Genomic DNA, 22,303 nt, shown 5'->3' on the forward strand with positions numbered 1-22,303 from the left:
TTGCTTATTTCTTGATTTCAAAAAATTAACTTTCAGACTTCAGACTTCAGTCGATTCTTTCTGCTATCCTGAGTTTGGCAGAACGCGATCGCGGGTTATTGGCAATTTCCAATTCTTGGGCTGTGATTGGCTTTTTCGTAATCACCCGCAACAGTGGAGAATTGCGTAAACTATGTTTAACTATGCGGTCTTCTAAACTATGAAAACTGATAACAGCAATTCTCCCACCCGGAACCAGGGCGTTTGGTGCTTTTTCTAAAAAAGTTTCTAAAGACTTTAACTCATCATTGACGACAATTCGCAAGGCTTGAAAAGCGCGGGTTGCTGGGTGAATTCTACCATAACGGTATTTGGGGGGAACAGCAGATGCGATCGCTTCGGCTAACTGTGTCGTTGTAGAAAAAGGACGGCGTTCGACAATGCGTCTAGCAATACGTCGGGATAGTCGTTCTTCACCGTATTTAAAGAAAATATCCGCAAGTTCCCGTTCATCCCAGTCATTAATCACATCAGCCGCATTGAGTAAACCTTGCTTATCCATCCGCATATCTAAACTTGCAGTATGGCGAAAGCTAAAACCTCGTTCTGGAGTATCTAACTGATAAGAACTCACTCCTAAATCGGCGAGAATACCGTTAAAAGTTGCTGTGGGAAAGGGATAAGACGCAAAGTTACTTTTAATAAATTTTACACGTTCACCAAACTCAGCTAATTCTTTCCTCGCTGCGGCTAAAGCATCCTCATCTTGGTCAATAGCAGTTAACTGTATGTCCAGCGCAGTTTGCAAAATCAAGCGACTGTGACCACCACCGCCTACAGTTGTATCCAGATAATAACCTCCCGCAGACACCCCTAAACCTGTAATTACTTCTTGCGGTAACACAGGTAAATGAGAAAATATCTGTTCGTCGATAATCAGCGATGGGGAAAAATCAGAATTCATTAGAATTAGAGAAAAAATCTGTAGTAGTTCTAAATAATTTGTGAAACTTTTCTTAGCGCCCTCTGCGCCCTTTGCGGTTCGTTAAAAATATTTTCACAAATAAAATAGAATTTCCCTACAATAGTACCACACAGATTTATTATCTATTTTAATCTGGATAGAAATTTACTTCACGCAGAGGTATAAATAATCATAGTGATCATTTTTTGATTTTCTGTTGGTAAATTGCTGCGTCTGGTATTTGTTTGAATGTCTTCTCAAAATTGAGATTATTGTTCAAAATAAAGCAAAATACTCCCCCAGGTAATTCAATTTCTTTTAACAGAGCGTCCACAAGTTGGGCGTTATCAACATCATGATTATTTTCCCAAAAGCTGAATTTTCGCATAACAGCCAAAACATAAAGCGGTTTTTCTGGGAAATATTGCACAACTTTTTGAACTAAGTAAGCAGTTGTGATATGTGGGTAACGAGATAACTGCTGATGCAGTTTATTTATCTCTGCATTGGACAGATTATGAGATTTAAAATTATCACTCGCTTTTAGACTAGAACGTTCTTCTTGACCGCGCATTACCAAATCATAATGCTTTTCGGCACGCTCTTGATATAATTCGGCTCTATCATTTTGCCCATGTTTTTTCAGGAAAGAAAAAATTATCTGATAACCGTCAATTCCTATGTCTATATCTTGAGCGATCGCTCTTTCAATATATTCAATTCCGCTGGCATCTTCTTGTTTTAATAAGATTTGTCCTAATAAATAATTAGCTGAAGCATGATTACTATCTAAATTAATAACTTCTTGGAGTAATGGCACTACAGCTTCTTCACCCTCCAACTCAAATGTGAGCAATGCTCTTGTAGTCGCTTCTCCTAATGATAATTGCTGTCTCTCGGCTTTAGCATTCAACTTATCTAATATGGCTAATGATTGTTGAACTTCAGCATATTTTTGTCGCCAAGGAGTTGCTATTTTTTCGTACCAAGTGTGACTAAACTCATCTCTAAATTTTTCTAAGGAAGTACCTAAATATTCTTGAGCCGCACTGAGTCTGATTGGTGCAGATACAGATAATTCTTCCTGAACACCGGGAGTAAATCCTAAAGCTTTTAATCTATCTGTTAAGCAAGGATGAGTATCGGCATTATCAGTTTTTTCAGCCAATGCTTGAGCTAAATAAATACTCGCCTCTTTCAGAGGTATCCCCTGATTTAAAGCTGTTTGCATGGCTGTATAACTTGTTTTTGGTGGTTCAACCTCTGTCTGTACTTGCTGATAAATATCAGACCAAAAGTAATTTTCTAAGAATCTAGCTTTTACCTTGACATTCATCAGGGTTTTAGCAGAATTTTCTACTCCTGCTATCTCAACAGCACATCTATCAGCTTCATATTCATTCAAGCGTGCTAACACAAAAGAATAGGCATAAAAAAATGGAATGTACCACTCTAAAAATCGGTTAAAAATAAACCATGATGATTCATTACCACCTTTTCCTAGTCCTTCTTCAATACGATACCAAGTTATACGTTGACGATAAATCCAAGCACTAAAACGACTGTGATTTCCCGAAATATGTCCCATTTCATGAGCCAGAACAGCCCGAAATTGTTCAGGCGGTAATGCTAACATCAGCGGTAAACCCACAATCAGATAATTTTGATACCAGCCAAATAAACCTAAGCGTGGTCTTTGGACAACGCTGGCGTTAAAATCTGTTGTCAGTAAGATGTGATGAAACTTTGGAGCCTGGAGTTTTGATGAGATATCGTCAACTAGGCAAAATAGGCTAGGTACATCTTTGCGCCGCAATATTAACCCTGTGGGTGGGGGAAATGATACCCAAAGCGATCGCACCAGTATAATAGCGATCGCTAGTAAAAAAATCACAGCTTTTAGCGCTGAAGTATGAAATGATTTAGCATTGAGCATCAACCAGACAATACCCACCAGTAATGCCACTGTTACAGCTATAATCAGTAATATATAGGCGTAGCCCAACACAGCCAAAAATGCAACGTGCAATCTATAAATCGGCGGCTGTTGACTAGCAAAAGCTTCTAATCTCTGAATCAACCTATCAAAACGTTGTTGATCGAAAGCCATATATGTATACTAGCTTGTTCAATTTGCAATATAACTGAGATAATATCTGCTTGACTTACGTAAAAATGCAGAAGTCTGAAGTCATTTATTTCTTATTTCATTCTAAGTAAAGATATAATCCTCCTCAACGATATATTTGCCTGAATTTAGTTCAAATTTTTTAGGACAGGTATTGCCCCCGTCCTAAATGTTGACTAATCCAAAGTTAAATTGTGTAAAGCATTCTTAGTTAGAGCTAGGAATGTAAGGTCTGTGAGGTTTTTTAGATTGATTAGAAACATCAGAAGCAGAACGACTAGAAGCAGAAGTACTAGCTGCTGAAGACACCTCTGCTTCGGGAGAACCAGGAGAAGCAAGGGTTAAGAAATCGATAAGTGTCAGCACACGACGACTAATTTTCCAGTTGCCATTTTTCTTGATAACTGTATCCACGTAGGTACCATTAGCAACATCAATACTTGTATCTGAAAGCTTATGAGTTGCATGAAGGTAAGAAGACATAGTTGCTGTATTATTTTGGACTTGGATATTGAACGTACCCAGTAAATGTTGAGTAGCTGTATATCCATTACCTTGAAATACTGAATAGACAAAATCAGCCCAAGCACTTGTACCATACTGTGTAACACTAGCGCCATTGGGAAAAATAGCAGTTATCTCAGCATCTGGAGTAAAACAATTTTGGTAGATGTTTTTTCCTTCTTGAAGATTTCCGCGACCAATAGCATCAGTTCCTAATGCGTAACAAACTGCCAAGTCTTGAATGTCAGATTCTGTATTCGGTTGTGATGCACTTGCCGCATCAAACTTACTTCCCACTAGCAGAACCATCACACCAGCCAGTAAAATCAAGCTTAACCGCTTTACAAGTAATGAAAATAGATTTGAAGCTACTTGCTTAATTTCTCTGCTCTTTTTCATGGAATTAACTGTTGATACCTAAGTTTATTTTGGGAGTTTTGCTATGATTTATTAATGCAAACATGAGCTTGTTTAACTAATTGAAATTACAACTAGCTAAAATTTATTTATTTCACCAGTGAAAACTTATCCCTCAAGATGTGTTTATTAACTTGTGGGCATATAAATATTCATAACAGTTTATATATAAGATGTAACTGAGGATTCTAACTAATTTATGATGATAAAAATAGTTTAAAATATATTTTTTATCATTAAAGATTTGTCAGTATAACCACTTCTGATCGATAAAAAATTCATGAATCAAATATAAAAAAATAATACCCGTTCTTTAAAAAAAACGGGTATCTGAATTGAAGTGCTATTTCTAATTGAGAATTAACTAGAAATAGGAATAGAAATTATAAATTCTGTACCCACTCCTAAAACAGATTCACAATTTAAAGTACCACCATGATTATCGACAATGATTTGCCGACTTATAGACAGACCTAATCCTGTTCCTTTACCGACAGTTTTAGTAGTAAATAAATGGTCGAAAATACATACTTCTACTTCTTCTGGCATACCTTGTGCATTATCTTTAATTTTAATTACTACATGTTTCCGAAGATTATCAACCTCTGTTTTAATAGTAATTATGTTAGTAATGTCTGCTGAATTATTAGTCACTTTCTGGACAGAATAAGCTTCTTCTAAAGCATCAATGGCATTAGCCAAGATATTCATAAAGACTTGATTAAGCTGTCCAAGATAACATTCTACTGAGGGAATATTGCCATATTCTTTAATAACTTTAACACCAGGATGGTCATAGTTGGCCTTTAAGCGATGTTGTAAAATCATCAAGGTACTATCAATACCATCATGGATATTCGCTGATACTTTAGATTTAGTATCGGCGCGTGAAAAGGTACGCAGTGAAGTACTGATTTCCCTAATCCGTTTTGTACCTGTTGTCATCCCATCAATCATTTTGGGTAATTCATCCAACAGGATATCTATATCTATTTCCTCCGCTTTATCTGCAATTTCATCTCCAGGGCTAGGAAAGGTTGCCTGATAAAGTTGCAGGTAGTCAATTAAATCATGAACAGCATCTTTGGCTAAGTCAAGGTTGCCAGAAATAAAGCTCAATGGATTATTAATTTCGTGTGCTACTCCGGCAACTAAATTACCTAAAGATGACATCTTTTCACTTTGGATAATTTGTAATTGTGCCGCCTGTAGGTCTTGTAAAGAGTGTGATAATTGTCGGGATTTATCTTGTTCGTTGGCATATAAGCGAGCATTTTCAATAGCAATAGCCATTTGAGAAATCAAGACTTTTAATACTTGCACTCTTTCGGGAATAAATGCTCCAGTTGACAGTTTATTTTCTAAATAAATAATCCCAGTGAGTTTTGATTGATAGATAATTGGTAAACAAAGTAATGATTTTGATTTCGATGCTTGGATGTACTTATCGAAGTTAAAAGGTTCAGTAGCGATCGCATCATTTAAGATAAGATTTTCCTGAGTGCGGAAAACATAATTAATCACAGATACAGGTAAATCTTGATAACTCTCAATAGGCATTGAATGTAAAACTATGGCTATATCATCTACAGCATTACCCGCAGCTTCGATATATAGCTGATTTTCTTTTACTAGGAGTAATACGGCTTTTTGGGCAGCAGCATTTTCTAATAAAATTTTGATTAACTTACCCAACAAATTTTCTAAAACAATTTCATTGGTGATTGCTTGAGAAACTTTAACAAAGGTATTTAAATCCAAGAAATCACTCAAACTACTACTGGTAGTAGTGGTAGTTGTCATGTGAGTGACATCTGGTTTGAGGATAAAAGTTTCGGTAGTTGTAGTTTGTTTGACGAGAAAAGGATATTTTACTTCTAAGTGTTTAACTTTAGCGATCGCACCCCAACGAATACAGGCATAATAAGCTTTAGTGATATAAGCTTGCTGGATTAATTCTTTCCCGAAAGACTGATAAAATTCTCCTGCTAACTGGTATGCTAAAACTTCATCCAAGAGATAACCATTTGCTTGTGATGTTTGAATTGCAAGCTCATAGTAATCCATCGCTTCTAAGTGGCGCTGCAAAACTCTAGATATTTCTGCCTCAACCAAATAAAATTTATGCAGGTGATTCATGGGTGCATGAGTTGCCCAGAGTTCCATTTTCTGCTGATTACTTCGGACTTTTTCTAAAATTTCTGACTGCGTTGATTCTGAAGCTGTCTGATAATTTGCCAGTTGTGCTAAAGAATCATAAAAATAAAATAAGGGAACTACAAATAACCCTGTAACACCACCCAAAGATTTTTCCGCCATTGCTGCATATTCTACAGCTTGCTGATATTCCCCAAATATATAAGCCAGCATCAGCTTATTAATAAACAGGTGATTCATGGTGTACAAGTCATTCACCTGCTGATGCACTGGTAACATCACTCGTTCATCGTAAGCTTCACCCATTAAACAGCAAACATTCTCTGGACTGCCTTTCAAATTTAATACTGTTTGCAAATATATTGAATTCCAAGTAAAGGCGACTTGTTGCTGAATTTTTTTCAGTGATTCACAATAAGCAGCCAGTTCTTTTTCTAAAATCCAGAGTTCTTTACCCAACCAAAATGAATGATAAGGATAGATATATCCACAATAACCGGCATATTCTAAATCCCCTGTTTCTAAACCACTAGCATATCCTTGTTTAGCTGTGATAAATGTCTCTTGAATATGGTCTTGCCAGTGCATCACATGGGCGCTAACAACTGTGAGAATTTTCGCTTTTAATTCTGAAGAATTAAATTGCGAGACTAAATTTAATGCCAGTTTACCAAATCCATAGCCAACATCAATTTTTCCTTGGACTCCGCAAAGCAGTAATCCATATAAACTGTAACCGTATGCAGAAACAGATGTATTGCCATATTTTAAAGATAAAATTACCATTTCATAGGCAATCAGAGGCATTAACTCAGGCGCAGTTTGGAAAGCAGCGGGGAGAACACCCATGAGGATTCTCATGGCTGCTATTTTTTGCGGATCGGTCATTAATGGTAAGTTAATTAAATCTGCGATCGCTCTGCCTTGTAAATTAGCTGTAATCTCCTCTATCCTTTGTTCATACTCAACCGCTGTTGGTTTATCGGGAATTTTAATTCCCAGTAGTTGCAGTACTGATAATGCTGTCTGAATGGCTCTTAATTGTTGACGTTGGATAATCGAGGCAATAATTTGTACTTCATAGACTTTCACTTTCTCTAGTAAAGTTTGCGCCTCTAGCAGCACTACATCAGCCCATTGCTGCATCTGGACAAAATTTCCCCCAAGATAAGCGACTTCAGCGCCGCCTTCATATAAACCTAGAGCTAAGTTATATTCAGTATGCCAAGCATCTACACTTAAAAGTTCTATGCCAATTTTGTAATACTTTAAAGCTGCTTCATAAGCTGTCGAGGTTTTTGCCTTACGTCCAGCAATTAAATTTAAGTTTGCTAATTCTGTTTTTGGCGATTGCTCAGTTAACGCATTAACACCTACATTTAATTGGTTAACTATATCAAAAATATTAGCTTCTATTTCCTCTTTAGGAGTGTTTTGAACAAGCAACTGTCCTATTTTTAAATGAGTAGCTTGCTTTTGCGATTGGGGAATTAATGAATAGGCTGCTTGTTGTACTCTATCGTGTAAAAATTTATAACTGATTTTGGCAGGTTCAAATTTTAACTTGAGCGCTTCTTCTTGATTAAAAACTAAAGGAATACGATAATTTTCGTTTAAAGGCAGAATTAATCCTGCTTGTAAAGCAGGATATAATTCATTGGCTGTCATTGATGGTGATTTTTCATTGATGATTGTCAGCACATCTAAACTAAATCTATCACCTACACAAGCTGCTAATTTCAAAACTTCTTGGGTGACTTGAGGTAGCTTTTCTAGACGACTGGCAACAAGTTCCACTACATTTTTATCAGTAATGCCAATTGATTGGATTTTTTCTAAATTCCACTGCCATTGTTTACTATTAAAATCAAAGCTCAACAAGTATTCTTGATAAAGTACTTGTAGCAATTGGGTTAAAAAGAAGGGATTACCGCCTGTTTTATTAAAAATTAATTCGGCTAATTGACTAATTTGCTGTTCAAAAGCTGTAGAATTTACATCTTTCTCTTGGTTATGGCGACTTGCTTGTAGAGTCTCAGCAATCAGTTGATTAACATGATTTAAATCTAAAGGCTGTAAGACAACATTATTAACAATTGTGCCAGCCAACTGAATTTCTTCAATTGTTTGAATTAAAGGATGAGTAGGGCTGACTTCATTATCTCTATATGCACCAATAAATAATAAATATTGGCTTTTAGTGTTAGTCGTGAGCAGCTTAATTAAGTTTAAAGTTGCAGAATCTGCCCATTGTAAATCATCTAAAAAGATAACTAATGGATGTTCCTTTTGAGTAAAAACTTGGATAAAATCTTCAAAAACACGATGAAAGCGATTTTGGGATTCTGTTGCTCCTAGTTCTGGAACTTCTGGTTGTTTACCAATAATTAATTCTATTTCAGGAATAACATCAGTAATAACCTTGCCATTGCTACCTAATGCTGCTAATATTTTTGTTTTCCAGGTTGCTATTTTTTCCTGATTTTCAGTCAATAAACAGCGAACTAAATAGGTGAAAGCCTGAATTAATGAAGCGTAGGGAATATTCCGCTTTAATTGGTCAAATTTACCGGAGATAAAGTAACCTTGGCGTTGAGTAATGGGCTTATTGACTTCATTAACTAATGCAGATTTGCCAATACCAGAATATCCAGAAACTAGCATAATTTCACTAGTTCCAGAATTAACTCGCTCAAACGCAGCTAAAAGCTCGTTGACTTGTGCTTCTCGTCCATATAACTTTTGTGGGATTAATAACTGACTTAAAACATCTAAACGGCCAGGAATAAAGTTAGCAATCTCTCCTCTACTTTCTAATTCTTCCAGACATGTTTCTAAATCAACTAATAATCCTGTTGCACTTTGATACCTATCTTCAGCATTTTTAGACATCAGTTTCATGACAATTTCGGAAACTGCACTAGGAATTTCGGGATTTAATGACCGAGGATTTATTGCGGGAACTGCAATATGTCGGTAAACAACCTCTAGGGGATCTGGGCTGAAAAAGGGTATTTGCTGAGTAAGCATTTCATATAAAGTTATACCCAGGGAATAAAAATCGCTACGATAGTCAAGAATGCGGTTCATTCTCCCTGTTTGCTCAGGAGACATATAAGCGAGTGTCCCTTCAACACAGTTAGGATTAGTAAATTGGGGAGTTTCTTTATTTAAACGAGAGGCTATACCAAAGTCGGCAAGTTTAACTAAATTTGTTTGCGAATTAATGATGATGTTACTAGGTTTAATATCTTTATGAATAATTTGGTGTTGATGAAGATACTCTAAAGCTTTAGTTAAGTTAATAGCGATTTTTAAAGATTGAGTTAATTCAAGTTCATTAGTTTTAATAATTTGTGCTAGAGACTGCCCACCAAAATCTTCTAATATTAGTCCTACACGATGATCAAAATTCTCTAAAAAGAGGGACTTAATAATATAAGGAGAATCTAGATTTTGCTGAATTAAATACTCATTTTTTAGGCGAGTAAATGCTTCCAGTGTGGGATATTCGTTTTTCAGCAATTTGAGAATAACTTGCTGTTTAGTTTCTGGTATTTCGGTGCGATAGATAATAGTTTGGATTCCTTCATAGAGTGTAGCTTTAATTGGATATTCTGTAATATGTGCCATTGGTTTTTAATTTTAAAGGGACAAAATTTTAAATAAAATCTTAGCTAGTTATGGAAGAGCTTCTTATTTAATTATTCCCATTAATCCAGCAATTATCACAATCATGTATCTTAGTTAATGCCTCATATCAGTTTTTTTTAGTCAAAACTTGCAGTTAAAACTGATAGAAATATACAGAGACAGATTTACAACAGAACATTTTGGATTATGGGAAATTAGTTAAATTCAGCAAGTTACCAAGCTCACCTACAAGATGACCCCTAGGGATATTCTAAGTACAATTTTGCTTTAAAAGCTACTGTGCTTGTACTTAAAAGAATAAAAAGTTAGCGATCGCACTTTAGGAGAAAAACGGATTTACCAACACAGAGTTGAAAAAATTCCGATGCCTCAATTTCCGGCATCTCAAGCTCCATATAATAGTTGAAGAAGTGAAACAAAAAGAAACATCATAAAATCCCTCTGCTGCCACCTCTTCTCCAACAAACTTCTGTATTGGCAATGGATGTAGGGTTTACCCTCAAGATATTGCCCCTACAAACTTGATTTTGGCAGACACGATTTTATCGGTCTGGTTGGCATCTACGCGGTTCCATTCAATTTTTGATCATGGGAGAACACGGAATTTATGGCAAGACTAGAAACCCGTACTGAACCAATGGTGCTGAATATGGGGCCACACCACCCCTCAATGCACGGGGTTCTGAGGCTAATTGTCACATTGGATGGCGAGGATGTCATTGATTGTGAACCGGTAATCGGCTACCTACATCGAGGTATGGAAAAAATTGCCGAGAACCGCACCACTGTTATGTACGTCCCCTACGTTAGTCGATGGGACTATGCAGCGGGAATGTTTAACGAAGCTGTCACTGTTAACGCCCCAGAAAAGTTGACTGGTGTTGCTGTACCAAAACGCGCCAGCTACATCCGCGTTATCATGCTGGAACTAAATCGCATCGCCAACCACTTGCTGTGGTTCGGCCCGTTCCTGGCTGACGTGGGCGCACAAACTCCCTTCTTTTATCAGTTCCGAGAACGGGAGATGATTTACGATTTGTGGGAAGCGGCTACAGGCTACCGTATGGTAAATAACAACTACTTCCGCGTTGGTGGTGTAGCTGCCGATTTACCTTATGGTTGGGTAGATAAATGTGAAGAATTTTGCGACTACTTCTTACCTGTAGTTGATGAATACGAAAAGTTAGTTACCAATAACCCCATCTTCCGCCGTCGTATTGAAGGTATTGGCACAATTACCCGCGAAGAAGCAATTAACTGGGGGCTGTCTGGCCCTATGTTACGAGCTTCTGGCGTAAAGTGGGATTTACGCAAAGTCGACCATTACGAGTGCTATGACGATTTTGACTGGGACGTTCAGTGGGAAACGACTGGTGATTGTTTAGCCCGTTACATGGTGCGGATGCGAGAAATGCGCGAATCCGTAAAGATTATCAAACAAGCCATCAAAGGACTACCAGGCGGCCCCTACGAAAACCTAGAAGCCAAACGCCTAGCTGCGGGCAAAAAATCTGAGTGGGATGCTTTTGATTACCAGTTTATTGGCAAGAAAGTTTCCCCCACTTTTAAAATGCCTAAAGGTGAAATTTATGCCCGTGTCGAAAGCGGTAAAGGTGAATTAGGCATTTATCTAGTTGGTGATGATAATGTCTTCCCTTGGCGCTGGAAAATTCGCCCCGCAGATTTCAACAACCTGCAAATTCTGCCTCATTTATTGCGGGGTATGAAAGTTGCCGATGTTGTGGTGATTCTCGGTAGTATTGACGTAATCATGGGATCTGTAGACAGATAACCTAAATTAGGTGGGTATTACCCACCTAATGTATGAGTACATTTAGTGAAAAGCAAATAGATACCTTGCCAGTTTTTCTCACAAATATTTATATTCACGGTAAAGAGGAATAGTCTCAATTTATCCTGTAGAGATCGCCACTCTGAAAAGTATCACACCTTAAATTTATCCAGAGTGAAGTTTTGGCTGATACACAATGATGAATGCTTTAATTTTTTGGTGTCTCTCGCAGACTTCCCGCTTGACAATCTCGCAGCCAAGCTTTTACCCCTTGGGCAACTGTACCATTAGTACTATCACGCGGTGGCGTAGGTGGTTGTTTATTAGTAGAAGAACCCGTTTGCGTCAACATCGTGACCAAATACCAGCCGCTTTGATTTTTGGTCAAAAACAACCAATGAAATTCTTGTAATTCAATAGCTTTACTGTTTATATACTGGCGTTCTAAAGTAGTAAAAAACACTTGTTCAACTTTTGTGTTTGCACTTTTTTGCTCATTCAGATCATCGCCAGCAGGATTTAATGGTAGAGGTTGAAATTCTGGTCTACCTGCTACTAGAACATAGCTGAACAAATCGCTACTTCTTGTAAGCCGACGAGCGCGTTGACTGGCACGATTAGCATAGCTAGGTAAATCGCGCAAAAGATGAGTAGTTAATATTTCGAGATTTTTTTCTATGCAGGCAGAGTTTACACTGCTGTGTGCGGTTTGAGAAAATGCTGAGTTATCAGCGGTCTTGGTAATTATGAGGCAGAAGATGGAAGCTATGAGATGGAGTAGGGAGTAGGGAGTAGGGAGTAGGGAAGAAACGATTTTCATGTTTGCTTGTGGTTTTTCCAGAGGCTAATTTTAATTGTGAACTGACATTGTTGATTAAAAAAACTAGCCTCTAGCCTCTAGTTCAATTCCTCAGAAATGCGCTTCCAGGCTAACTCAGGGTCAGCAGCAGCAGTGATGGGACGACCAATTACTAAGTAGTCTGCACCAGCGAGTATGGCTTGGGAAGGAGTGAGCGATCGCATCTGATCTCCTTTTTCTGCCCAAGTTGGACGCACCCCTGGACAAACTAGTAAAAAGTCATCCCCACAGGTTTGCCGCAACTGTACGACTTCTTGGGGCGAACATACAGCCCCATCTAACCCTGATTCTTTGGCCATCAGTGCCATTTCTAAGGCAAATTCAGGCAACTCTAGGGGAATTTTCAAGTCAAACGCCAATTGTCGCGCCGAAATACTCGTCAGCAGCGTAATCGCAATTAATTTAGGTGGTTGAACACCTGCTTGGGCTGCACCTACTTGGGCTGCTTCTGTGGCGGCTTTGAGGGCATCTTTCCCAGATGTAGCATGAATTGTTAGTAAATCTACGCCATAACGCGCCGCATTGCGACAAGCCCCAGCTACTGTATTGGGGATATCGTGAAACTTTAAATCAAGGAAGATGCGCTTTTGCCGAGATTTTAAGATTTCTAAAATTTTCGGCCCGGTGCTAGTAAACAACTCTAACCCAACCTTCCAAAAACTGACTGATTCGAGTTTGTCTACCAAAGCGATCGCACTTTCTAAATCCGGCACATCCAAAGCCACTATGATTTTGTCATTTGTCATTTGTCATTAGTCATTGATGATTAGTTAACTTCAGTTCGGGTTAAGGCTATTTTGTTGTTCTTTCGACGAGATAATAAGATTTTTAGCTAACGATAGAATCTGGTTTTCACCTTATCCCGAACTCAGGTTAGTTACTTTAGCTTGTCTCCTTTACAGCCCTCAAACTTTACAAAATGTCAAGTATCTCTTGTAATAATTGTTCGTTACTCTTCTGCATAACAAGTCGGATAAACTTGTTTTTACCCACTTGTAGCACACGCCCGTGCAACTCACTAGCTTCTGAGAAAGTAGTATCAACATCGGTAATGCGATCGCCATCTAAGCGTACACCACCTTCTTGAATTTTCCGCCGACCTTCACCTGTACTTTTACACAAGCCACAAGCACCAAGTATAAAAGCCAACTTTGCTGGAAATTGGGGTATTTCTGCGAGAGAAAATTCGGGAACAGCACCTTCCTTACCACCACTTTTCGCTGCTTCTTTGGCTTCATTCGCTGCTTGTTCGCCGTGGTATTGTTTAACCACTTCCCAAGCTAACAGCATCTGGCGATCGCGCGGATTTTCTGGCAGTGTATCTAAAGGTAAATCTGTCAGTAGTTCAAAATACTGTCCCAGCAAATTATCAGGAACCCCTTGTAACTTCTGATATTTTTGTCCTGGATGTTCCGACAAACCGACATAATTGCCCAGAGACTTCGACATTTTCTGTACGCCATCTGTACCAATTAAAATTGGTAACAGTAAACCAAATTGTGGTGTTTGCCCAAAATGACGTTGCAAATCCCGTCCCACAGCAATGTTAAACTTTTGGTCAGTTCCCCCTAGTTCTACATCTGCCTCAACGGCCACAGAATCATAGCCCTGCATTAACGGATAAAGGAACTCATGCAGGAAAATCGGATTCTCTTTTTTATAACGTTCAGCAAACCCCTCCTTGGCTAACATTTGCCCTACTGTCATGGTAGACAGTAACTCCAAAATCTTTCCTAAATCAAGCCGGGAAAGCCATTCGGAGTTATAACGCACTTCTAACAGTCCTGGTGTGTCAAAATCCAAAATAGGACGCACTTGGTCTAAGTAAGTTTGAGCATTTTGTGCCACATCAGCTTCTGTCAGCTGGCGACGCACCTCAGATTTACCTGTAGGATCACCAATGCGAGCCGTAAAATCACCGATGATCAGAACTGCCGTATGACCAGCATCTTGAAACGCTCGCAGTTTTCGTACTGGTATGCTATGACCAAAGTGAATATCAGCACCAGTAGGATCAATTCCCAATTTGACCCTCAGAGGTCTGTTACTATTTGCTAAACGTTTCTCTAAACTTTCAATTTCGCTATTAATATCAGTCGGTTGGGGGAATACTTCTACTATCCCACGATGCAGCCAAGAAAAATCTTGCGCCATAATAGGAGATTCGCTATTAACTACACTTTTTATTTGAGAAGTTAGGTTGGTTACATTCACTGGCAATTTGTCCGTTTTTTCATCTGCCAAATTAATATAATTGCAAAAAATTAACCACCTTGCTGCATTTAGATGAATTACAGTTAAATTTACAAGTGAGGAAGTGATATCACCGTGTCGTCTAGGACTCTTGAAAATAAGCAGCCACAACGTCGGCCTTCATCGGGTTTTGAGTTTTTGAAAGGCGTAGGTCAGATAACTGGCGGTACTTTGTTATCTATAACCATGCTGACAAGCTCTATTGTAGCTGGAGGGCTAGTTGGTTTAGCGATTAGTTTCCGCAATTTGCCAGATGTCAGACAACTGCGTAACTTCTTGCCATCAGAAACGACTTATATTTATGACATTAAAGGTAAATTGCTCGCTAGTGTTCACGGGGAAGCTAACCGTGAAGTTGTACCTTTAGATAGAATTTCACCCAATTTAAAACGGGCGGTACTAGCCAGTGAAGATGGACATTTTTACTCTCACCACGGAATTAATCCTACAGGGATTGGGCGTGCTATTGTTGTGAACGCCGTAGCAGGTGGTGTGAAAGAAGGTGGTTCTACCATCACCATGCAGTTGGTTAAAAATTTGTTCTTGTCGCAAAAACGCGCCATCACTCGGAAATTAGCCGAGGCTGTATTGGCCATTCGCTTAGAGCAAATTTTGACCAAAGACCAAATATTAGAAATGTACCTCAATCAAGTTTATTGGGGTCATAATAATTACGGTGTGCAAACAGCCGCACGCAGTTACTTTGATAAGTCAGCCGAAACCCTAACCTTGGGAGAATCGGCAATGATGGCGGGTTTAATTCAAGCGCCAGAAGAATTCAGCCCCTTTGCGAGTATGAAGCTGGCAAAACAAAAGCAAAAAGAAGTGCTGGGGCGGATGCTGGAATTGAAATGGATTACCCAGCAAGAATATGATAATGCCTTAAAACAAGAAATCAAACTAGGCAGAATTAGGTCTTTTCAAGGTAGTGCTTTACCTTACGTTTCTAACACTGTGTCTCAGGAATTAGCGAAGAAGTTTGGGCGTGACGCACTACTTAAAGGTGGGATGCGAGTTCAAACTACAGTTGATGCTAAATTCCAAACTATGGCAGAAGATACTGTCAAAAAATGGCATAAAACACTTAGTGGACAAGGGTTATATAAGAACCAAATTGCTTTGGTTGCCATTGATCCACGGACACATTTTATTAAAGCATTGGTGGGTGGTGTAGATCCTAAAGTCAGTGAGTTTAACCGAGCGACTCAAGCTTTACGTCAACCAGGCTCATCTTTTAAACCATTTGTTTACTATACTGCCTTTGCTACTGGTAAGTATGGGCCAGACAGTACGGTAATTGATGCGCCAGTAAGTTACCGCGATGGTAATGGTTGGTATTATCCCAGGAACTATGATGGTAGTTTTGGTGGAGCAATGACCATTCGTAAAGCTCTATCTGTATCTCGCAACATTCCTGTAATTAAACTGGGTAAGGCGGTAGGGATGTCAAAGGTGATCGAAACTTGCCGAACTTTGGGAATTATGAGTCCGATGGAACCCGTGACTTCATTACCTTTAGGTGCGATCGGTGTGACACCTTTAGAAATGACTAGTGCTTATGCTACTTTTGCCAACTATGGGTGGCAATCACCACCAACAATTATTGCTCGGATAACCGATAGTAGCGGCAATGTGTTATTAGATAATACCCCGAAGCCCCAATTGGTGCTTGATCCTTGGGCATCAGCGGCAATTATTAATACAATGCAATCTGTAATTACTGAAGGTACTGGTAAAAATGCGGCAATCGGCCGCCCATCGGCTGGGAAGACAGGAACAACATCTTCGGAAAAAGATATTTGGTTTGTTGGTACTGTACCCCAATTGACAACTGCTGTTTGGGTGGGTCGAGACGATAACAGACAATTAGCCAGCGGTGCTACTGGTGGTGTTATGGTAGCTCCCATCTGGAAGGATTTTATGACCAAAGCACTTAAAGGTGTACCAGTGGAAAATTTCAAACCACCTTCTCAGTTTCCTCGCCCTAAATCAAATTAAAAGCATTTTTCCAAAGCCAACGACAGGTGTAGACGGGCGCGGAGGGGAAATTTCTTCTCTGCGCCTTTGCTTTTCTGCGCGAAAGTCTTTGATAACAGATACTTAATTACCTCTAGGGCTGTTTTTCCAGTTCGGCTTTCATCCGTTCTAGGGTGAAGTTCATTTGATCAAACATCTGTTGTGGAGTTATGCCAAACTGACCTAATTGGGTTTTTAACTGTTCTACTGTCATTTGCGCCATAAAATCTTCTGATAGCTCGAAGCGCTTCATAAAGATGCGATAGCGATCCATCATGGCTTCCATTTGGTCAATGAACAGTTTTTTGCCTTCGCGGTCAAATTTGCCATAGTTGTTACCAAGTTTGATTAGGGCTTGGTAATCTTCAAAAAGCTCTTTTGCTTCTTGCTGAACTATTTCAGAATCAAAGAATCCCATGTTGCTTATGTTTAACTGAGTAATGAAACTCAGCAGCTTATAGTGATGCTTATATTTTTATTCTAGTCTAGGGGATTCATCTAAAAAAACAACTTCGGTTAAAGTACGGTTTTTCAGCTAGATTCCAACACTTGACTTTATTTGCTTTCTGTTAATGTGATTGTGTTTTATGAGAATCTGGTTTGATGACCTGTAGTTAAAGCAGCAACAAACAACTGTAATTCTTCAGACAGGTTGTTAATAGGATAAAGTTCAGTTAACCTGCATAAATATTATATTAAACAGGGAGAAAAATTTATGGGACTGTTTGACCAAATTCTCGGTGCTGTTACTAATGCTAATCAACAAGGTAGCTTGGGTCAACTAGGCGGTATTATCAACACCGTACAACAACTGAGCGATCGCACTGGTGCAGATTCCTCAACTATCCAAACGGTTTTGGGGATTGTAGGCAATTATGTACGCTCTTCTTTACAAGAAAAGCAAGCTACAAGTGGCGAAGCCGAAGCTCAAGCTTTAGTCAATCAATATGCTGGTACTTCTCCTAATCCAGAAGCTGTAGATTCGCTGTTTTCTGGGGGTATGCAGCAGCAAGTGGCTGAAACAGTTTCTCAGCGCACTGGGTTAGATGCTGGAACTATTCAACAATTACTACCTTCAATAGTGCCGGTAGTTTTGAACTTCCTCCAATCAGGTGCCAACGCTCAAAATCCTCAATCTGGTAGTAATTCCTTGTTGAGTGCCTTTTTGGATGCAGACAGGGATGGCGATGTTGACATTGCTGATGCGATTCGTTTGGCTAGTCAGTACCTCGGTAAATAAGCGGATCTATTGAAACAGAATATACCTGCTTATGCTGGCATCTGACGTATGTATTCTGTTTCAATAACTTTTGCACTTTGCCTTTTAACTTTTTGATTAGCCTCCACTCACAGGCGGAATCAGCACCACTTCATCACCATTTTGCAGTAATGTATCTGGTTCAACAAAAATCAAATTGATCCCAAAGCGAGTGATGTCCCGCCATTTAGCGAGTTCTGGGCGTTCTGCAATCAGGCGATCGCACACGGCTTTTACAGGTGTACCTTCAGGAAATTCCAGCGCTAATTCGGGAATTCCAAAGGCTTCTTGATAAGCAGCAAATAATTTTACCGTGACTGTGATTGCAGATTTAGACATACAAAAGCTTGGCATTCTAGAACTTTTATCAATCTAGAGTTTCTCAGACCTAACAATGACAAAGCAAGTTGAGAAACTGTCATTTGTATTCGTTAGCACAACTTGTATATTGCTAATGTGGTTTGCCAAAATATTACCATCCATTCGTCCAGAAAAAATCATGAGAATGGAAGCCAATGGGTAAATTCTGTCAAATCACAAGCATTACTCCCACGTTGACACATCTCTCAGCACATCAGGAATTTCTCCCATCTCTAGGGGAAATTCCAACAAGGTTTCTCTATAACCTAAATACCCAGACTCAGCAAATGACAACAGCATTCGCTTGAGTGCGAACCAAACTTCTGACTCATATTCCCAATCACCATAGCGCGAAGCCCGACCGGCAATGGAACGTAGCGCCCAAAAATAAGAATTTCTCACCACTGAACCGCCTTTCTTAAACTCTGGCAAGTCTTTGTGGTGAAGAAATAATACTTGATTGTCAATTCTGGCTTTCATAACAGCCATTTTAATTGATTGAGACGGAATATATCATATAGCAGGAGGCAGGAGGCAGGAGGCAGGAGGCAAAAGGCAGAAGGCAGGAGGCAGGAGGCAGAAGGAAAAGTCTTATTGTTTCTGGCATTCAAGCTTTCAAATTGTCCTAATATATCTGACTACTGCTATATTTATAAACTTGAGCTTAAGCCTAAACGGAAAGTAAACCCAGGACTATAAATGCGATTCACTCGCTCGTATTGCTCACCTAGTAAATTTTCTAAATAAACGGTGAGTCCTAAATTGCCAGCTACAGGGATACGACCACTAAAATCTAAGTTGAAGTAGGATGGTACAAAGTCTGTAATTTGGTCTCCGGCTCTATTAAATAAGGCTCGCCGCGCACCACTGTTGTATGTCATGTATAAGTTAGCTTGCCAACCAGAATTTTGATACCCAACACCAGCTTGCAATAAAGAATAGGGAATCAAACCTAACTGTAAGCCTCTTTCTGTACCTGTTTTAATTTGAGCATCTGTATAGGTATAGTTGAGAAAAGTTGACCAGCCAGAATTCAGTTTTAGTTGTAAGGCTGCTTCTAAACCATTGGTATCTACTAGCCCAATATTTGCCCAACGTCCGGCTATCACGCCCAAACGATTATCTATGCTGCTGCCGAAATAAGTAAACTGTCCAGTCAAATTTTCTGCAAATTTGACATCTAATCCCGCAGTCCAAGTAGAACCTGTTTCTGGGTCTAAATCTGGGTTTGGTTCCCAACCATGAACTGTGTCATAAACATATAATTGGTCTAGTCCGGGGTTGCGTTGTCCGCCAGCCCAACTTCCGCGCATCGCTAGTGTTGGTGTCAGGGCATAACGTAAGCCCACACTAGGATTGAGATAATTACCAAACTCTGTATCAAAGCTTTGTCTGAGTCCTAAATCGAGTTGAAAATTTTTGCTGATATTCCAACTATTGACAGCAAATAAAGCTGTGTTTAATAAATCTCTGTTTTCCGTTTCATTATTAGCAATGCGATCTGGGTTGGTACTTAAGACATCACCATTTAAGTTAGTATTTTTTAAATCCAATCCCCAACGTAATTTATTGCTCTGACTTAATTTCCACTCATGGTCTACCCTGGCTGATAACTGTTGTGTATCTAAAGCACCTGTACGATAAAAGTTACCTGTCGGGCCATAAGTACTGAAATAATCTTGATTGTAACCAATTGTAGTTGTGAGATTAGAGCGATCGCCATTACCTAAACGAGTTTTCCAAGATAAACCAATATTCAAGCCATCATGGTCTAAACGGTCTCTTTGTAAAGGGAAACCAAAAAAGATTAACCCTCGACGGCTACTCAGGGCGGTAACATCTAAATTCAAAGTATTTCGAGAATTTAAATCTAAACCGATGTTGCCAAAATAGCTACTTGTGGCTGTATCTGCATTAGATAAAAAACCTTGAGAATCACGGTTAGCTGCGCCTACAGGAACACGATAACGGTTATCAGAAAAAAATCTTTCAAAACTGAAATTGTATCTCGCCACACCAACTGAACCACCAAAACTAGTTTGTTGATTATTTAAGCTGAATGAGCCATATTCTACACTACCAGTTAGCTTTGGTTTGCCATAACCTTCTTTGGTGATGATATTAACAACTCCACCAAAAGCTGAGGAACCATATAAGGTAGAAGCTACACCGCTAGATAATTCTACGCGTTCTATTGATTCTACAGGAATGCTATTTAAATCAGTTGTGCCATGATAGGTGTTGACATTATTATTAATCTGTCTGCCATTAATCAAAAATACAGACTGATTAATTGCAGCACCTCGATAATATGTGCCTGTGTGAATATCTGCGCCATGACCAACATCATTAATTGCAAATCCAGGCAATCTTTTTAATACATCAGCAACGCTAGTTGCACCCTGCTTTTGAATTTCTTCTTTTTCAATCACATAAACAGGTGTAGAGCCAGATAAAGTATCTTGTTCTCCAATTACTTCTGTGGAAATATCTGCATCTTCGGCAGGTTGTGTTTCTTCTTCTGGCTGAGTTTCTTGTTTAAACTCTACATCCGAACCAGTTTCTTGAGTTAGTAATTCAGCATTGATAATAGGTAACTCAATTTCTTTTAAGTTAGGAATACTTGTAGTTACTGGAGTTAATTCAGCGCCAGTTTGTTGAATTTCTGTTTCAATAGCTTCAGCAGGTAAAGTTATGAATAAATTTGGTAACGCAACTAGCAGCCAATAATTCTTTCTCACGTTTTGTCTCACACCCAGTAAAAATAGTCACCAAAAGGTATTGTTGCGGTTATGGCAAAATCTTGTCAAACGACACACTGTCGTATTTCCAGTCAGTAATTGTTGATAAGTCAAGCAAATATTATGGTTATAAATTATTGGTCTGAAAAGTTATATAATTAAAGAAAAAACCAGAAGAAATTATATTTACTCTTCTAGCTAAATAATTTTAAATTTTGGTTTGACACTACAAATAAATCTGATAAAGGCTACTTAGCTTGATTATGCTACTTCAACTGCAAGTTGAATTTCGTGTTGCAAGCGCTTGAGTAGATCTATAGTTGTCTCGTAGGCAACTTTTTGGTTTTTGTGTTCAAAGTACTCAGATGCCTTGTTCAAATCAGCGATCGCTCTTTGCTGATACCCTAGATAATACTGAGCAATGCCGCGATTCAAGTAAGCTTGTCCATTACTGGGATCTAGCCGAATAACTTCGGAAAAATTATTGACTGCACCTGTGTTGTCGCCATTACGACCACACACACAACCAATGTTAAAATAAGCTCGATAATCCTGAGCGTTGAAACGAATCGCTAGATTAAAGTCGTGCATTGCTGCGGGTAAATTATGCAGATGAAAATGAGCTAAACCCCTATCGTTGTAAATATCTGCAAATAATATATTGGCTACTTGAGGGATTTGTGTTAGTGCCATATTAAAATCAGCAATTGCAGATGTGTGATCACCTAGGGTATTATGAGCTACACCTCGATTATAGTAGGCGCGAAAATCATGAGGTTTGTGAGCGATCGCTAAGTTATCATCGTCAATAGCACTGAGATAATTACCTTGTCTGTAATGTGCTAAACCTCGATTTAGATACGCTTCCAGATTATTTGGAGAAAAATTTATTGCTTCGGTACAATCTGCGATCGCTTGATGGTAATCTTGTAAATGAAGATAGGCAAGACAGCGGTTGCTGTAAGCAGAAGTAGTTTTTCCTGGCTGTTCAATTACTTGGTTAAAATACTCTATCGCTTCCTCATAATGACCATGCTGCATCTGCATTACACCTAAATGAAACGAATCACTTGCTATTTTTTGGGTAAGCAATTTAGATGATGCAGGTAAGAACTGAATAGCAAAAGTTAGAGGAAACACAACTAGCAAACTGAATAAAAACCGCCCAAAATTAGCCATAAGTACTAGCGACAATTTCGGCAAAAACAAAATCGGCGGGAC

The 22,303-nt window shown here is 38.9% G+C and carries 15 protein-coding genes; 3 read left to right on the forward strand and 12 right to left on the reverse strand.

Translation table 11 applies throughout. The annotated features are described in order from the left end of the window. Positions 1–46: 46 nt before the first annotated feature. From rsmH to NOS7107_RS19625, 4 genes are all read right to left on the reverse strand, one after another. Positions 47–943 carry a 16S rRNA (cytosine(1402)-N(4))-methyltransferase RsmH gene (rsmH, locus tag NOS7107_RS19610; protein ID WP_015114684.1) on the reverse strand — a complete coding sequence of 299 codons (897 nt, stop codon included), beginning with the start codon at positions 941–943 and terminating at the stop codon, positions 47–49. A 199-nt stretch (positions 944–1,142) separates the two neighbouring features. Further along, positions 1,143–3,053: a M48 family metallopeptidase gene (locus NOS7107_RS19615; RefSeq protein WP_015114685.1), complete on the reverse strand. Its 1,911-nt coding sequence runs from the start codon at positions 3,051–3,053 to the stop codon at positions 1,143–1,145. A gap of 225 nt (positions 3,054–3,278) precedes the next feature. Continuing rightward, positions 3,279–3,974: a nuclear transport factor 2 family protein gene (locus NOS7107_RS19620; protein ID WP_015114686.1), complete on the reverse strand. Its 696-nt coding sequence runs from the start codon at positions 3,972–3,974 to the stop codon at positions 3,279–3,281. Between the two features lie 378 nt (positions 3,975–4,352). Continuing rightward, entirely contained in the window at positions 4,353–9,782 is a 5,430-nt protein-coding gene (locus NOS7107_RS19625) for an ATP-binding sensor histidine kinase (RefSeq protein WP_015114687.1), read from the reverse strand. Between the two features lie 628 nt (positions 9,783–10,410). On the opposite strand from NOS7107_RS19625, the gene NOS7107_RS19630 reads away from it, so the two are divergent. Further along, a complete protein-coding gene (locus tag NOS7107_RS19630) occupies positions 10,411–11,595 on the forward strand; it encodes an NAD(P)H-quinone oxidoreductase subunit H (protein WP_015114688.1) in 1,185 nt (394 codons plus the stop codon). Positions 11,596–11,803: 208 nt separating this feature from the next. Here NOS7107_RS19630 and NOS7107_RS19635 read toward each other — a convergent pair whose 3' ends face one another. From NOS7107_RS19635 to tyrS, 3 genes are all read right to left on the reverse strand, one after another. Continuing rightward, positions 11,804–12,415 (reverse strand): hypothetical protein, encoded by a 612-nt coding sequence (locus NOS7107_RS19635; RefSeq protein WP_015114689.1) that lies wholly within the window; start codon positions 12,413–12,415, stop codon positions 11,804–11,806. 77 nt (positions 12,416–12,492) lie between these two features. Beyond that, entirely contained in the window at positions 12,493–13,200 is a 708-nt protein-coding gene (gene pyrF / locus NOS7107_RS19640; RefSeq protein WP_015114690.1) for an orotidine-5'-phosphate decarboxylase, read from the reverse strand. A 166-nt stretch (positions 13,201–13,366) separates the two neighbouring features. Further along, a complete protein-coding gene (gene tyrS / locus NOS7107_RS19645; RefSeq protein ID WP_044500997.1) occupies positions 13,367–14,608 on the reverse strand; it encodes a tyrosine--tRNA ligase in 1,242 nt (413 codons plus the stop codon). A 174-nt stretch (positions 14,609–14,782) separates the two neighbouring features. On the opposite strand from tyrS, the gene NOS7107_RS19650 reads away from it, so the two are divergent. After that, positions 14,783–16,705, forward strand: coding sequence for a transglycosylase domain-containing protein (locus NOS7107_RS19650; RefSeq protein WP_015114692.1), 1,923 nt, complete (start codon positions 14,783–14,785; stop codon positions 16,703–16,705). 112 nt (positions 16,706–16,817) lie between these two features. Here NOS7107_RS19650 and NOS7107_RS19655 read toward each other — a convergent pair whose 3' ends face one another. Next, positions 16,818–17,141: a DUF1825 family protein gene (locus NOS7107_RS19655; RefSeq protein ID WP_015114693.1), complete on the reverse strand. Its 324-nt coding sequence runs from the start codon at positions 17,139–17,141 to the stop codon at positions 16,818–16,820. Between the two features lie 297 nt (positions 17,142–17,438). On the opposite strand from NOS7107_RS19655, the gene NOS7107_RS19660 reads away from it, so the two are divergent. Beyond that, positions 17,439–17,963, forward strand: a complete 525-nt coding sequence (locus NOS7107_RS19660; RefSeq protein WP_015114694.1) for a DUF937 domain-containing protein — start codon at positions 17,439–17,441, stop codon at positions 17,961–17,963. Between the two features lie 96 nt (positions 17,964–18,059). Here the strand turns inward: NOS7107_RS19660 and NOS7107_RS19665 are convergent, their stop codons facing one another. From NOS7107_RS19665 to NOS7107_RS19680, 4 genes are all read right to left on the reverse strand, one after another. Next, a complete protein-coding gene (locus NOS7107_RS19665) occupies positions 18,060–18,320 on the reverse strand; it encodes a MoaD/ThiS family protein (RefSeq protein WP_015114695.1) in 261 nt (86 codons plus the stop codon). 204 nt (positions 18,321–18,524) lie between these two features. Next, positions 18,525–18,821 (reverse strand): hypothetical protein, encoded by a 297-nt coding sequence (locus tag NOS7107_RS19670; protein ID WP_044500999.1) that lies wholly within the window; start codon positions 18,819–18,821, stop codon positions 18,525–18,527. A 170-nt stretch (positions 18,822–18,991) separates the two neighbouring features. Beyond that, entirely contained in the window at positions 18,992–21,082 is a 2,091-nt protein-coding gene (locus NOS7107_RS19675) for a TonB-dependent siderophore receptor (protein WP_015114697.1), read from the reverse strand. A 261-nt stretch (positions 21,083–21,343) separates the two neighbouring features. Then, positions 21,344–22,261: a tetratricopeptide repeat protein gene (locus NOS7107_RS19680; protein WP_015114698.1), complete on the reverse strand. Its 918-nt coding sequence runs from the start codon at positions 22,259–22,261 to the stop codon at positions 21,344–21,346. Positions 22,262–22,303: the final 42 nt, after the last annotated feature.

This window comes from Nostoc sp. PCC 7107 (genome assembly GCF_000316625.1).
GTDB lineage: Bacteria > Cyanobacteriota > Cyanobacteriia > Cyanobacteriales > Nostocaceae > Nostoc_B.

Excerpts from the sequence above, each read along its gene's own strand:
- NOS7107_RS19670 (WP_044500999.1), bottom strand. The coding sequence starts at position 18,821 with ATGAAAGCCAGAATTGACAATCAAGTATTATTTCTTCACCACAAAGAC.
- tyrS (WP_044500997.1), bottom strand. The coding sequence starts at position 14,608 with ATGGCGCAAGATTTTTCTTGGCTGCATCGTGGGATAGTAGAAGTATTC.
- NOS7107_RS19680 (WP_015114698.1), bottom strand. The coding sequence starts at position 22,261 with ATGGCTAATTTTGGGCGGTTTTTATTCAGTTTGCTAGTTGTGTTTCCT.
- pyrF (WP_015114690.1), bottom strand. The coding sequence starts at position 13,200 with ATGACAAATGACAAAATCATAGTGGCTTTGGATGTGCCGGATTTAGAA.
- NOS7107_RS19665 (WP_015114695.1), bottom strand. The coding sequence starts at position 18,320 with ATGTCTAAATCTGCAATCACAGTCACGGTAAAATTATTTGCTGCTTAT.
- NOS7107_RS19615 (WP_015114685.1), bottom strand. The coding sequence starts at position 3,053 with ATGGCTTTCGATCAACAACGTTTTGATAGGTTGATTCAGAGATTAGAA.
- NOS7107_RS19630 (WP_015114688.1), top strand. The coding sequence starts at position 10,411 with ATGGCAAGACTAGAAACCCGTACTGAACCAATGGTGCTGAATATGGGG.
- NOS7107_RS19660 (WP_015114694.1), top strand. The coding sequence starts at position 17,439 with ATGGGACTGTTTGACCAAATTCTCGGTGCTGTTACTAATGCTAATCAA.
- NOS7107_RS19635 (WP_015114689.1), bottom strand. The coding sequence starts at position 12,415 with ATGAAAATCGTTTCTTCCCTACTCCCTACTCCCTACTCCCTACTCCAT.
- rsmH (WP_015114684.1), bottom strand. The coding sequence starts at position 943 with ATGAATTCTGATTTTTCCCCATCGCTGATTATCGACGAACAGATATTT.
- NOS7107_RS19655 (WP_015114693.1), bottom strand. The coding sequence starts at position 17,141 with ATGGGATTCTTTGATTCTGAAATAGTTCAGCAAGAAGCAAAAGAGCTT.
- NOS7107_RS19620 (WP_015114686.1), bottom strand. The coding sequence starts at position 3,974 with ATGAAAAAGAGCAGAGAAATTAAGCAAGTAGCTTCAAATCTATTTTCA.
- NOS7107_RS19625 (WP_015114687.1), bottom strand. The coding sequence starts at position 9,782 with ATGGCACATATTACAGAATATCCAATTAAAGCTACACTCTATGAAGGA.